Consider the following 13,250-nt stretch of genomic DNA (forward strand, 5'->3'; position numbering starts at 1 on the left):
GGCTCGTCGAAGACAAGGTAGGCACGGGCCATGTACTGCTGCATGATTTCCTGGTTCACCAGCGAAGAGCCCATGCCCTCGTTCACGAACCGCTCGCCTGCGCAGTTCAGGTACACGCCCATGCCCTGGATGGAATGCCCGGTCGTGCCGTAATAGGCAACATGCACATCGTCGACGTTGTCTACAGCCTCGTAAGCCTCCGGATCGGTGTAGTTCAAGTAGTCGGCAGGCCACGGCTGCGGGTGTCCGTAGTAGGAGCCGAAGCTGCGCGAGAGCTGCGCGCCCACCTCGACGCCCATTTTGATGCCCGACCCGTCCAGGTAGGGAATGCACTGCGCTTGGCTCAAGTCGGCATGGCGCCCGATGTACTTCGTGACCATTTCCTTGTCGCACTGGAACCCGCCCGTCGCAAGGATGACGGATTTCGCCTTGATGTCGAACACCTCGCCGTTCGACTCTGCCCGCACGCCCGTGGCCTTGCCCTTGTCATCGGTAAGAACTTTGACGGCGCGCGTCGAAACAAGCGTCGTGCCGCCCTTGTCAGCGAAAATCTGCCCGAACTGCTGCAGGTACTCGTCGGTATTACTCTTCGATCCCTGGGCGGCATCGCGCTTTCCGCCCATCCAGAGATAGGGGCTGGTCTCGGAAAGCTTTTCCGTCGTCAGGCCCAAGCCGTCGATCCACTCCACATAGGGGTCCCAGTTCTCCACGATGTACTTGCCCAGCACCGGATCGCTTGCAGGCGCCTTTTTCTTCACGACCTCCCAATCCGTGCCGAAGCGCGGACCGAAAGCGCCGGCCGCAAAACGGCTCGTACCGCCCACTTTGCCGGAAGCCTCCACCAAGATGACCTTGGCCCCCGTCTCCGCCGCGCTTACCGCTGCGGCCAAGCCGCCAATGCCTCCACCGGCCACCACCACATCGCACTCGTGCTTTGCCTTAGCGGTGCTGCCGCCCTCCGCAGCGGTGCAACCTGCCAAGGACAAAGCTCCCCCGGCCGTCAAGGCGACAGCACTGGTCGCAACCGCAACGCCCTTGAAAAAATCCCGTCGGCTCGATCCCGTTCTCTCCTCCATGATCATGCTCCTTCCTTGCTGGAAAACCAGCTGATTTCCCCGCGGCACCTCCATGCGCCGCGCTCCCCTACCATGCGTTCCTGAAACGTCGTCATCCGTGGCACGAGACACAGGGCGCGAAGGTGCCCGAGTGGTGGCACGTGGCGCAGTACGCCATATCTGCCACCGGCTTGCCATCGTGCTCGTTGTGGCAACTCGCACACACCATCTCCTCGTGCCCGACCTGGGCGATAACCTGATGAGGATTGACCATCTTGCCCGCTCCGTCCACGAAGGTCTCCACGGACGCTGTCAGCGCCTCGAATTCCGGTCCCTCTGCGGTATGGCACCCCGCGGCCTGGCACGATGCGCGAGACACCGTCGACTTTGTCAGCTTGCTGGGCATCTTGTCCGTGGCCGTCTTGCCCTCATGCACCTTTCCCAATGCTGCAGCATCGTTATGGCAGCTGCCGCACGTTGCTTTGGCGCTGGTCGCATGGATGCAGGCTTGCGTCCCCGTCTTCGCCTGCGACTCCTTTTGCTGGGCATGGCACATGCCGCAATCAGAATCCATCGACCAGGCAACCGCAACGGAATCCCCCTGCTTCTGCCCTTTGTCCGGATTGTCGGCACCGGATTTCGGTGCCGCACCACACCCCGCTACCAGCAGGACAAGCACCGCCGATAGGCATACTGCGACTATTGCTTTTTTCGGCAGTCCCGTTTTCTTCTTGACCATCATCCCTCCCCTCTGTCATGCTTGGCTTGATCGGAAACCACATGACACCCGTTTCTTGGGGAAGAAAACGCACGGATGCCATGTAGCCTGGAGCGAAGCCTAGAGGGTGCGGGGGCTCTCGCACATCAGCGGAACTAGTGAATTTACCTATTTATCTATTTCCGCAGATCAAAAGCTCATTACAGAGAGTTCTGTTGGGGGGAGAACGCCAGCATTCACTAGTTTCTGCTGATGCTGAACGAGACCGTTTTCAACCGCAGGGCAATTCGAGCCGGGGAGGGCGCAAAGCATGGCCAATGCTGGGGGGAAGTTTTCGGCAAAGCAGTTTATGGTAGCAATGGGACGCGTGAATATTCCACTGGTGATAGGGTTCGCCCTCTGCCAGCTTTGGGTGACGCTGTGCTTTTTCACACCCCAGCTATTCCCCGGGAACCCCGGAAGCAATGTCTACGGGCTCTCGCTTGCCGTAACCGCCCTGGTATCAATCGGAGCCATGCTGCGCCACCATCGATTCGACGTACTGCTGAAGAAACCCGCCATGATCTACGGTATAGCGGCGAGCGCCGCAGTAGGCACGCTGCTCATACCCCTCGTTTCAGGCACAGGGCCGTGGTTCCTTGCGCTCACCATAACCGCAGCGGTGCTCACTGGGCTGGCCTCAAGCTTGTTCTTCATGGCGTGGTACCAGAAGTTCACCGAGGCCGGCAGTGCGGTCGATTGCGTTTTGAGTATCACTACCTACAGCGTGTTCCTCTACGTCCTCACCCGGTTGCTTCACGCGCCCGCCATGAGTCCTTGGATCACCCTGGCGCTTACGGCTGCAACCCCTTTGTGCGCTGCGCTCATCCTGAATCGCCGGATGCCGCCCGCACGACCCTTCCCCAGCCTCGCCGTTCCCACCAACGTAACCTCACTTAACCGTTTCATTGTGAAATTCTGTTTCGGTCTTTTCGCCACGAGCTTCGTTTCCGAATTCTTGCGAAGCTACCTTTTGGAGCGCAACGACCTGAACTACTATTCAAGCGAAATCAACCTGCTTATTCTGCTTTTCAAGATAGGTTGCTCGGTAGGCATCATCATCATCGTGCAGACGAGGCGGACCAACGACTTTTCTTTCTTATATCGCACCTCGTTTTTGCTCATCATGCTCTCGGCGCTGCTGCTGCCCCATATCCCACGGCAAGAGTTCCTGTACGCGTTCACGAACGCAGGCGCATTTCTCTTCAAACTTGTGATCATGCTGATCGCCTTGGAACTTTGCCAACGGTTCAAGGCTTCACCTTCGCTGGTGTTTGGGGCAACCAGGGCGGCGTGGTCGCTCGACCTTTTACTCGGATCATCCCTTTTCGCTGTGTACCAGCAGTTCTCGGGCACGTACCCGCAGCTTTTGCAGACCATCTCGCTTTTCCTAGTAGTCGTTGTCGTGGTGGCGTTCCTTTTCGTCTTCACCGAGCGGGATCGCACCTCGATCCTAAGCCCCCAGGAAGATGCCGAGACGACCAGCACACAGAGCCGCTGCGAAGCAATCGCGCTGCACTTCGACCTCTCCGAACGCGAAACGGAGGTGCTGAACCTGGTTGCAAAGGGGCGCAGCACGCCGCGCATCCAGGAGGAGCTGCATATCTCAGCGCATACCGTGAATTCCCACATACAGCACGTGTATCAGAAGCTGAAGGTTCACTCCCGCCAAGAAATACTCGATGTCGTGGACGCGTGGCAGAAAAAGAGCGACTGACGAGAACGATCCCGCCAGAGAAGACGGCGAGCCGACAGGGAAAAAGAGGCTGTCTTGTGCTCCGTTCGCTCGCCTCGGAAACGAGGGCTTTACACCCCGCGCTTCGTGTTGTCCAGGGCGTTCAGGGCCACAGCATAGCCGCCAGAGCCGTAGGAGAGGCACTTCGACACCCGGGCGATAGTGGTAGCGGAGGCGCCGGTAGCCTCCTCGATGACCGCATAGGAGCGGCCGGCATTGAGGAGGCGCGCCACGGCGAGGCGCTGCGACGTCTCCTTCACCTCGCGGATGGTGAACAGGTCTTCCAATAGGGCGTAGATCGTGTCCTCGTTGTCGAGCGCGGCGAACACCTGCAGCAGGTCCTCGACTTCCTTCGTTCTAAGGTCGCCCATGTTACTTCCCCATTCTAATCAGACCGTATTCGATGGAATCAACCAGTGCGTTCCACGAGGCCTCGATGATGTTCTCGGACACGCCGATAGTACCCCAGCTGCCCTGTTTGTCGCGCGTGGTGATGACGACGCGCGTGATAGCGTCGGTGCCCACGTTCTCGTCCAAGATGCGAACCTTGTAGTCCACGAGCTCGATATCGGCTACTTCGGGATAGAAGCGCGCGAGCGCCATGCGCAGCGCGCTGTCCAACGCACCGACCGGGCCGGCACCCTCACCCGTTGCCACAAAGCGCTCGTTGCCCACGTGAATCTTGATAGTGGCCTCGCTCATAGCGTCCTTGGCGCGGGCGCCCGTGTCCTCGTGATCATCCACAATGACACGGAAGCTTTCCAACGTGAAATGCGGGCGGAATGCGCCCAAATGCCCCTGCAGCAGCACAGCCAACGATCCGTCGGCCACCTCGTAAGAGTAACCTTGCGCCTCGCGTGCCTTAACGTCGTCGAGCGCAACCTGCACCTTGTCGGGATATGCGCCCAAGTCAATGCCCAGGCTTGCCGCCTTCGCCACAAGTGATGCCTTGCCCGCGAGCTCGCTGACCAGCATGCGCGTAGTGTTCCCCACGCTTGCCGGGCACGTGTGCTCATAGGCTTCGGGGAAACGCGCGATAGCGCTGGCATGCAGGCCACCTTTGTGCGCGAAGGCGGCGGCACCGGTATAGGGCTGGTGTGCCGGCAGGGCCATGTTGCAGGTCTCCGCCACGAATTGGGACACGCCGGTAAGCTGGCGCAGCCGGTCGGCGCCTACGCACACACAGCCCATCTTCAACTCCAAGTCGGCGATGATGGTAAGCAGGTCGGCATTGCCTACGCGCTCGCCGATGCCGTTGACGGTGCCCTGCACCTGGCGTGCGCCCGCATGCACGGCCGCTAGCGTGTTCGCTACCGCGCACCCGGAATCGTTATGGCAATGGATGCCCACTTGCTGGCCGGGCAAGGCCTCGACCACGGCAGCGACAGCGGCTTCAACCTGGTGCGGCAAGGCACCGCCGTTCGTTTCGCACAAATCGATCGAGTCGGCGCCGGCCTGGCTGGCCTCGCGCACGCACGCCAGCGCATAGTCCGCATTGGCTGCGTAGCCATCGAAGAAGTGCTCGGCATCGAACACTACTTCGAGGCCCTGGGACTTCAGGTAGGCCACCGAATCGCGTATCATGCGCAGGTTTTCGTCGAGCGTGGTCTGTAAGGCACGGGTGACCTGGGCATCCCACGTCTTCCCGACGATGGTGACGATAGGCGCCCCGCAGGCCACGAGATCGGCTAGCCCCCGGTCGTCCTCGGCCGCCACGCCCTTCTTGCACGTGGAACCGAAGGCAGCCAAGCGCGCATGGGTCAGCGGCATGGTGCGCATGCGCTCAAAGAACGCGATGTCCTTCGGATTCGAAGCCGGAAAACCGCCTTCGACGGCATCGATGCCGAACGCGTCGAGGCGTTCCACGATGCGCAACTTGTCCTCGAGCGAGAGCGTAATGCCCTCGCACTGCTCCCCGTCGCGCAGCGTGCTGTCGTAGGTTAGGATCTTTGCCAAACCAGGACTCTAAACTTCCGTGAGCCAGTCGGCGTATTCTTCGATGTTGCCATAGACAACGTCGAAGAAGCGCTCCTGCAGGGCGCGAGTGATCTCGCCCGGCTTGCCCACCTCGCGACCGTCGACCGATCCGATGGGCGTGAGCTCGGCAGCGGAGCCGGTCATGAACACCTCGTCGGCAATGTAGAGGTCGCTGCGCGTAAGGCTCTCTTCCACGGCCGGGATCTCAAGGTCGTCGGCCAGGCAGAGGATTGTGTCGCGCGTAAGACCCTCCAGCAAACCGTCGGACAGCGGAGGCGTGGACAGCACGCCGTCGCGCACGATGAACAGGTTCTCGCCGGTGCCCTCGCACACCAGGCCCTGCTCGTTCAGCATGATGGCCTCGACGTAACCGTGCTGCTTGGCCTCCAGCTTTGCCAGGATGGAGTTCATGTAGGATGCCGTGGACTTCACCGCCGGCGGGATGGCGTTGTTGGAACGCTGGCGCCACGACGAGATACCCACGGCCACGCCGTTCTCCAACGCGTCGCCGCCCAGGTAGGTGCCCCAGGGCCACACGGCGATGATCACATCGGTAGGTGCCCCAGTGGGGTCCACCCCCATAACACCATAGCCGCGATACACCAGCGGACGGATGTAGCACGCCTTCAGGTTGTTCTTGCGGATGATCTCGATCGTGGCGTCGCACAGCTCGTCCACGGTGTACGGCAGATCGATCAGCGCGATCTTGCAGCTGCGGTGCAGGCGCTCCATGTGGTCGCGCAGGCGGAACACGAAACTCTTGTCGTTGTCGGGGTTCTGATAGCAACGAATGCCCTCAAACACGCCGGAGCCATAGTGCAGCGAGTGAGACAACACATGCGTCGTAGCCTCGGCCCAGGGGACAATCTCCCCGTCCTTCCAGATGTAGTCCACTTCGTCGATGGCCATGATGCATCCCTCCTCGCTGGTTGCCCGCACCGTCGCGTCACCCAGGGCCAGCCGCAATCGGAAAACCATGGTCCGTAAGCGAGCAGGTATCGTGTTTGACGTGCGGGTATTGCTCTTGAATGGTGCGACCCATTGTACTCTAATGGGCTAAAGTGCACCGGCGTTTCCGGCAAAGGGAGCGAATCTCAACGAAAGGGACAAGAAAGAGTTTACCGGGGCGGGCAAAGAACCCGACGAATCAGTCACGTTTACATCCCTGCGCATCACGTTCACATCGGGTTCGTTTGAGAATTTCACGAAGTTGCCAAAATGGAAACCGAATAGCAACGCCTCAGTTTTATGCTAGGCACCGCCCAACTCAAACCATTGAAGTCCAGGAGGAAAGCACGGTGCACCACGCGTTTTTAACCACACGCCGCGCAACTCTCTTTTCGGCAGGGCGCACCACCTTCTCAGCGTTAGCGGTACTCCTGCTGTGCGTCAGCGTCTGCCTGCCCGCGCCAGCGCTTGCAGCCATATACGATGGAGGGGTCGCGAACGGCGGCATCGTCGATATTCCCATCGATGGCACTCCGCCAGTCGATGTGGGCAGCGGCGGCACCGGCAGCGCTCCCGCTCCGTCGGACGACCTCGTTATGCTGCGCTCGCTCGATATGTCGGGCACGACGCTGCGTGCCTGCGCCATCGCCGTGGGAACCACCGACACCGACCTGTTGGCTTCGGAAGAGCTTGAGGCATCCGTCCTGGCATCCACCGAGGAGACCTTCACCGATGCTGCGCAGGAGGATCGCATTCTTCTAACCCTCGACTGGGATCTCTCGACGCTCGACACGTCGAAACCCGGGTTCAACCTGATCATCGCGCGCGCCACGCTGCCGGAAGGCTATTGCTGGAAGGACGGCTCCACCCAGATCAGCTTCACCAAGCCCACGTCCGTACAAATTCCGAACAAACCGGTGCTCGATACGCATTACAACGCTTCATCGCACCTGATGTTCCCTTGGGTCGTACCAACCGAGTTCAACGAAACGGCAATTCACGCCTACCTTTCCAGCGGCACCAGCGATTGGAAGGACATCACAAGCGAAGATCTTGGCCTCGTGCAAGACAATGGGCTTTTCGTATACAGCAACGAGCTTTCTTCGGGAACCGTCTATCGGATTCGCATCGAGTACCCCCGAGGGTACGCCGAAATAGGCTTCCTGTTCGATGCAGGGAACGCCCTCGTCATCGACACAATTTCGGGCGACCGCGACGGCGGCGACGGCGACGGTAGCGGCCCCGCCGACGGCGAGCAGCCGCCACCCGACAACTCTCTCGGAGCAGGAAACCCCTCGACAGGCACCGGCGACAATAACTCCGCCGATTCAAATCAGACCGGTACGGGCGAGCAGGGTGGCACGACGCAAAATCCAGACGCGGCCTCTCCCTCATCCGACTCCGCGAACAACGCGAGCGGCACCTCCGCGGCAAGCGCAGCACAACCGCTCGGACAACGCGCGCTCGAACGCTACAGCGCGTACGAAACCACGATATCAGGCACGCGCCTGGCCGACTTGTGCTCCGCAAGCAAAGCCGTGTTCTTCGATCAAAACGGCGTGGTGATCGGTCTTCCCAGCGCCTTCTTGACATCCCTTGGCCTAAAACCTTCAGACACGCTCTCGGTCTACGCGATGCAAAGGGATGCGAGCAGCCTGAGCGTAGCTCTGACCGTGAACAATCAGCCGCTCCCCCATGCGCCCGGCATGACCGTACGCATGCCGTACGAGCAGCAAGATCGCAATACGGCACTCACGATACTGGATGAAGACAGCATCGTTGTAGCCCAAGGCGTGCTCAACGGAACCGCCCTCTCCTTTACTGTTGATAAACCGGGCACTTTTCACGTTGTTGAGGGCCACGGAGCAACCGGTGGGAACAGCGAGAACGCCGGCGCACAGCCCTCTGAACCAATCGATAGAGCTTACGCCGCCACCCTCGACGGTACGGATACGCTCAAAAAGAGTGCCGAAGAACCCGCCTTGTCTCTGGCCCTCGCGCTGTGCGCGATGGGGGTGCTTGCCGCAGTAGGAGGATTCGGCATCCTGGCTTTCCTGAGAAAACGGGCGTAGCGTGTCTTCGTTCGGGGCATCCGCGGGCGAGCCTCGCGCAAAGGCGGCGTTCCGAGTCGCCCACGTGCTCATCGCCGTCGCCCTCGCCGCACTGGCATCTGCACTGTTCCTCACGCTTTCCGTCGTTGACAACAAGTACGCCAAGCCCGGCCCGCAGGGCATAAACGGTATCCTGTACCTCAACGACGCGGAGATGGATGACCAGGCGATCCACTATCTCTGCGACGGCTGGGCGTTCTACCCCGACCAGCTGCTCGCCCCCGACACGCTGGATACGGCGGGTGCCGACGCACTGCGCTACATATCGCTTGGGCAGTACGGCAACTTCAGCATGGATGACAATCGGCGAAGCCCTCATGGGTCCGGCACGTACGTGATGACGCTGCACCTGCCCGACGAGCGACGCGCCTATGCGCTGAACATCCCCGAAGTATATTCCGCCTACGAGCTGTACATTGATGACGAGTTGGTTGTCTCGCTGGGGAACCCACACGCGGACGGCTACGTCGACGCCATTGGCGAACAGACTGTCGCGTTCGAAGGAAGCGGGACGGTAACCCTGCTGTTCGCCGTAAGCGATTACTCGTACGTGTACGGTGGCATGACCCATCCGGTGGCCCTCGGCAATCCGCAGGCTATCGCAACGGTTCGCGAAGCGCGCATAGGCGCCGCAGCCGCAACGGAATGTATGACGCTTCTGCTGGGTTTGCTGGCGCTCGCCCTTGCCGTCGCCGTACGGGAAAAGAGAGCCGAAACAGGGCTATTCGCGCTGCTGTGCGCCGCCACCGCCGTGTTCATCTCGTATCCGATCGTACGCGGTCTGTTCGTTTTGCCGGCGCAGCCCTGGTACACCTTGGAGATAGTCAGCGGCTACGTCGCGGTGCTGCTGGTCATCGCCATCTGCAATACTCTCTGCGAGACAAGCCGCGCGGCCAAGCGGGCGAGCGTGCTCGCTGCAGGGGCATTCTGCTTGATAGCTGTCGCATTCAGCATAAGCGCTCCCCTACTTTCCAAAAACGCGATAACCCTGTTCTCCATGGCTGCTTTCTGCTTCAAACTCGCAGCGGCGGCGTACCTGCTGCTGTGCGCGGCGCAGCGCATCGGCCGCACCGGGCGCATCCATCCCATGCTGTTCGCCAGCGTGCTGTACGCAGCTTCCGTCATAGGGGACAGGCTCATCCCCCAGTATGAACCCATCGTGGGCGGCTGGTTCATGGAGTGGGGCTGCCTGGGCCTCGTGCTTGCGACAGGAATCTCCCTTACCTCCATGATCGCCTCGGGGTACCAACGCGGCCTCTCGCTCGCCGCGCAACGGCGCGCGATGGAGCAGCAGATAGCCGTGCAGTCCGAGCATCTGCGGCAGACGGCAGCGTGGGAAGAAGTCCAGCGCACGGCGCGGCACGACTTCCGGCAACACCTCAACCTCATCGCAGCTCTCGCGCGCGAGAACCGCACCACCGAGCTCACCGCCTATTTGGAGAACATGGACGCGACGTCCCGCGCCACCTCCAGCACGCTTGCGCACCTGTGCGACCACGTGGAGCTCAACGCACTGCTCAACCATTACCGATCCGTCGCCCGCGACCGAAGCATCGACTTCACCGCACACGTTGCCGCGCCCCAGAACATCTCCATCGGAGCGGTGGACCTGTGCATTATCGTGGGAAATCTGCTGGAAAACGCATTCGAAGCGTGCGCACACAGAATGCGCCGGGCAAACGACGCCGAAAACGAAAACGGGAACGGCCGCGAAGCCAGAGAAGGTGAAGGCGAGCACATCCACGAAACCAGCGACAACGCCAACGCCGAAAACGTCCGATACTCGGTGCTCATCGCCGCCGAGATGGCAGGGGATCTGCTGGTCATCGTCATCGACAACGAGCCCGCCGATGAACCCCGCCTGCGCGACGGACAACTGTTGTCGTCCAAACGCGAAGGCTGGGGCATCGGACTCTCGTCGGTACACGACACCGTCAAGTCGTTGGGCGGCACGCTTTCCATCGAATACGCCGAGGAGCGGTTCAGCGTGTCGCTCTACCTTCCCACCCTACCGTCCACGAGGGAAAACATCGGCTGAGGGACATCCCGGAGTACCGCTTCGCGACGACGACCCGGGATACCCCTGCTCCTAAGCGCGATTTGCGAACAGACGCTCCACTTCGTCGGCCACTGCGTCGGTAACGGCCTTGTTGTCCATCGAATCGCCATCGAGGATATCCGACCAGCTATTCGTCACCACGTTGAGGGCAAGGCTTTTCGCCTGCTCGCCTTGGCGCACGTACTCGCTGCACGAGATCTTCTTCCCCATCGAGGAAATGCAGACGTCGAATTTCCCCATACCGGGCACGAACAAGCCGCGCATCAGGCCTTTTCCGGTAATGTACGGCTCGGCGGGCAGATTCGCCTCCGCCTCGAGAATGTCGTAGATCTCATCGATCGAAAACTTGCGCTTCGTTTTGACACTGCGCGTGTGTACGGCGCCAAGCCCCATGTCTATCTCCCATTCTGTCGAAACACCACATCGTAGCCATGAAACCGCCCCTCGAGTCGTGGCGGCTCCTTGAATGCACAGTGTAGTAACCGAATAAAGATTCCTGCATCCAGTGATGCCAATCGTTATCCCATTCGATGCGAACGTGCGCAAGCACCAAAGAGCACCGTGCTATCCTTTACGTTATAAGCAACGAACGAGCACGCGCAGGAACGGACCCTCACCGCGCAGGTGCCCCTCCGGCAAACCTTACTGCAAAGAGCGAGGATTTCATGCTAACCATCGCCATCTGCGAAGACAACGACCGTGAACGACAACATCTACAATCGCTGCTTGAGCGCTACCTGAACAACCGGGCCTGCGAGGCGCGCATCGTTGCGTACACGCACGGAGAACAACTCGTTGCGAACTTCCAGCGAGGCGAAGTTTCTATTCTCTTGCTCGACGTACTCATGGGAGACGGCATGAACGGCATTGAAGCGGCTCGGACCATCAAGGAACGCGACCCCGATCTTCCGCTTGTGTTCGTTACCTCGTCAACCGACTACGCGGTGGACAGCTACGAAGTCCGCGCGCTTCACTACCTGGTCAAGCCTGTAACCGAAGCATCGCTTGCCGACGCGCTCGACCGGTGCAAGGGCGCCATCGACGCCTCGCGTCGCCGCATCGACGTCGTCTCCGACCGGGAAACCATATCCCTGCTGCAAAGCGACGTATTTTGCATCGAGGCCTTCGGTAACAAGACGGTGCTGCACACCTGCGCCTCGTCGTTCACCACCTACGTGCCACTGACCAAACTTATCGAGTCTCTCGGGCCGTCGTTTCTGCGCTGCCATCGCAGCTACATCGTGAATATGGATCACGTCGCACGCGTAGAGGGCAAAGAGTTCCTCGTGAAAAATGGCGCACGCGTGCCCATACGAACGAACGGACGCGCGCAAGTGGTGGAAGACTACCATCGCTACGTTGCCGCGCGGCTGCGCGCGCAAGCCGGTCACTAAAACTTCGCGCACGTTTGCATAACGCAAATCCCCGTTTGCACCACCTTCCCTCTTTTTCGACAGCAGGCCGCCTATAGTACGGCAGGCAACGACGGCTCGCAGGGAGGCGGCCGCACCTACGAAAGGATTTACCTTATGATGAACGCTCAGATGATGAAAAAGACCGTTCTGGCCCTGGCCATGACGGCCGTGCTAGGCCTGTCAGGCGGCATGCTGGCAGGTTGTGGCGGCGGATCGTCGTCGAACGGCACCGCATCCGATTCAAAGGACACCACCACGTCCAACTCCTCAAACTCTTCCAGCTCCTCGAGTGATGAGATTTCGCTCAAAGACCTGGAAAGCGAGATGTCTGAGGCCTATATGGGTCTGACCGACTCGGGTGAGGGCTTCTACTACGCCGGCAACGCCGACGGCAGCTTGGTCATTGTCATGGCGCTGAATGACAACGGTGAATCAATCAGCTTCGTGGGCCCGGCCGAAACCCAGGGCAACTCGGTGCGCGTAACCGACATGGTCAACGGCAGCACCCTCACGTTCAGCATCGAGCCTCAGTCCGACGGCACCCTGCTGCTCAACATGGGCGATGCAGGCTCCGCGTTGGTCGCCGAGTGCAAGCCGTCCGAGGTGCTCGATGTCATGGAGCAGATCGACACGTACTCCACCGCTCTCGCCTAAACACCTACTCGGAACTTCCCTCCCCTAAACAAGACCCCGAACGGCTTGACCGCGCGGGGTCTTGTTGCATCTGCTCCTCGTTACCCATCCAATGAGAAAGAGAAATTCAGAACCATCTGAGTTTCTTGAGCACGAGGAGCAACACGACCGATGCAAGAACCGTGCAGCAGGTAACAATGCCGAAGCCCCAAGGAATCTCTGCCAGGGGGATGCCCAGCACGTTCATGCCGAAGAACCCGGCAACCGCCGTAGGCACGCACAGCACCAACGTGACCGTGGCCACCACCTGCATCGTGCGGTTCAGGTCGTGCTCCATCAGCAAGCTAAAATGCTCGATGGTAGAATCGAGTATCTCCGAGTAGATGCGCGTCGTCTCAAGCGCCTGCCGGCTCTCGATGGTCACGTCGTCAAACGCTCCCGTGCCTCGTCGGTTGCGAAGGCGAACCGACGCAGGTGCTTGTCGAATATAGCGTCGTTGGTAACCAGCGAAGTTTTGAGATACACCAACGACGAATCGAGAACGTAGAGGTCTTCGAGCT

At 60.2% G+C, this 13,250-nt stretch carries 12 protein-coding genes; 5 read left to right on the forward strand and 7 right to left on the reverse strand.

What is annotated here, in order from left to right; translation table 11 throughout:
• Together RR842_RS02305 and RR842_RS02310 are read right to left on the reverse strand one after the other, a co-directional pair.
• Positions 1–1,076 (reverse strand): FAD-dependent oxidoreductase (locus RR842_RS02305; RefSeq protein ID WP_332722693.1); only part of this gene is annotated, 1,076 nt, incomplete at its 3' end.
• A 91-nt stretch (positions 1,077–1,167) separates the two neighbouring features.
• Complete coding sequence (locus RR842_RS02310) at positions 1,168–1,797, reverse strand: hypothetical protein (protein WP_332728914.1); 630 nt, start codon at positions 1,795–1,797, stop codon at positions 1,168–1,170.
• Between the two features lie 286 nt (positions 1,798–2,083).
• Here RR842_RS02310 and RR842_RS02315 point away from each other — a divergent pair, with 286 nt between their 5' ends.
• Positions 2,084–3,529 (forward strand): helix-turn-helix transcriptional regulator, encoded by a 1,446-nt coding sequence (locus RR842_RS02315; protein WP_332553815.1) that lies wholly within the window; start codon positions 2,084–2,086, stop codon positions 3,527–3,529.
• An 89-nt stretch (positions 3,530–3,618) separates the two neighbouring features.
• Here the strand turns inward: RR842_RS02315 and RR842_RS02320 are convergent, their stop codons facing one another.
• From RR842_RS02320 to RR842_RS02330, 3 genes are read right to left on the reverse strand one after another with little or no spacing between them, the layout of a single operon-like run.
• Entirely contained in the window at positions 3,619–3,918 is a 300-nt protein-coding gene (locus tag RR842_RS02320) for a YerC/YecD family TrpR-related protein (RefSeq protein WP_332513431.1), read from the reverse strand.
• A gap of 1 nt (position 3,919) precedes the next feature.
• Positions 3,920–5,503, reverse strand: coding sequence for a citramalate synthase (cimA, locus tag RR842_RS02325; protein WP_332553814.1), 1,584 nt, complete (start codon positions 5,501–5,503; stop codon positions 3,920–3,922).
• Positions 5,504–5,512: 9 nt separating this feature from the next.
• Positions 5,513–6,433 carry a branched-chain amino acid transaminase gene (locus RR842_RS02330; protein ID WP_332728915.1) on the reverse strand — a complete coding sequence of 307 codons (921 nt, stop codon included), beginning with the start codon at positions 6,431–6,433 and terminating at the stop codon, positions 5,513–5,515.
• A gap of 389 nt (positions 6,434–6,822) precedes the next feature.
• Between RR842_RS02330 and RR842_RS02335 the strand changes: the two genes are divergently transcribed.
• Positions 6,823–8,544 carry a hypothetical protein gene (locus RR842_RS02335; RefSeq protein ID WP_332728916.1) on the forward strand — a complete coding sequence of 574 codons (1,722 nt, stop codon included), beginning with the start codon at positions 6,823–6,825 and terminating at the stop codon, positions 8,542–8,544.
• Position 8,545: 1 nt separating this feature from the next.
• Positions 8,546–10,621, forward strand: coding sequence for an ATP-binding protein (locus tag RR842_RS02340; RefSeq protein ID WP_332728917.1), 2,076 nt, complete (start codon positions 8,546–8,548; stop codon positions 10,619–10,621).
• Positions 10,622–10,672: 51 nt separating this feature from the next.
• Here the strand turns inward: RR842_RS02340 and RR842_RS02345 are convergent, their stop codons facing one another.
• Positions 10,673–11,035, reverse strand: a complete 363-nt coding sequence (locus RR842_RS02345) for a hypothetical protein (protein WP_332722686.1) — start codon at positions 11,033–11,035, stop codon at positions 10,673–10,675.
• A gap of 272 nt (positions 11,036–11,307) precedes the next feature.
• Between RR842_RS02345 and RR842_RS02350 the strand changes: the two genes are divergently transcribed.
• Together RR842_RS02350 and RR842_RS02355 are read left to right on the forward strand one after the other, a co-directional pair.
• A complete protein-coding gene (locus RR842_RS02350) occupies positions 11,308–12,036 on the forward strand; it encodes a LytTR family DNA-binding domain-containing protein (RefSeq protein WP_332553809.1) in 729 nt (242 codons plus the stop codon).
• A 135-nt stretch (positions 12,037–12,171) separates the two neighbouring features.
• Entirely contained in the window at positions 12,172–12,711 is a 540-nt protein-coding gene (locus tag RR842_RS02355; RefSeq protein ID WP_332513421.1) for a hypothetical protein, read from the forward strand.
• A 106-nt stretch (positions 12,712–12,817) separates the two neighbouring features.
• Here the strand turns inward: RR842_RS02355 and RR842_RS02360 are convergent, their stop codons facing one another.
• Positions 12,818–13,114, reverse strand: a complete 297-nt coding sequence (locus RR842_RS02360) for a CorA family divalent cation transporter (RefSeq protein WP_332553808.1) — start codon at positions 13,112–13,114, stop codon at positions 12,818–12,820.
• Between the last annotated feature and the right edge of the window lie 136 nt (positions 13,115–13,250).

Origin of the sequence: Gordonibacter sp., from assembly GCF_036667095.1 — a bacterium.
Classification (GTDB): domain Bacteria; phylum Actinomycetota; class Coriobacteriia; order Coriobacteriales; family Eggerthellaceae; genus Gordonibacter.

Bases quoted from the DNA above. Each gene is read 5' to 3' on its own strand.
- RR842_RS02310 (WP_332728914.1), bottom strand. From the start codon at position 1,797: ATGATGGTCAAGAAGAAAACGGGACTGCCGAAAAAAGCAATAGTCGCA.
- RR842_RS02315 (WP_332553815.1), top strand. From the start codon at position 2,084: ATGGCCAATGCTGGGGGGAAGTTTTCGGCAAAGCAGTTTATGGTAGCA.
- RR842_RS02320 (WP_332513431.1), bottom strand. From the start codon at position 3,918: ATGGGCGACCTTAGAACGAAGGAAGTCGAGGACCTGCTGCAGGTGTTC.
- RR842_RS02330 (WP_332728915.1), bottom strand. From the start codon at position 6,433: ATGGCCATCGACGAAGTGGACTACATCTGGAAGGACGGGGAGATTGTC.
- RR842_RS02345 (WP_332722686.1), bottom strand. From the start codon at position 11,035: ATGGGGCTTGGCGCCGTACACACGCGCAGTGTCAAAACGAAGCGCAAG.
- RR842_RS02350 (WP_332553809.1), top strand. From the start codon at position 11,308: ATGCTAACCATCGCCATCTGCGAAGACAACGACCGTGAACGACAACAT.
- RR842_RS02355 (WP_332513421.1), top strand. From the start codon at position 12,172: ATGATGAACGCTCAGATGATGAAAAAGACCGTTCTGGCCCTGGCCATG.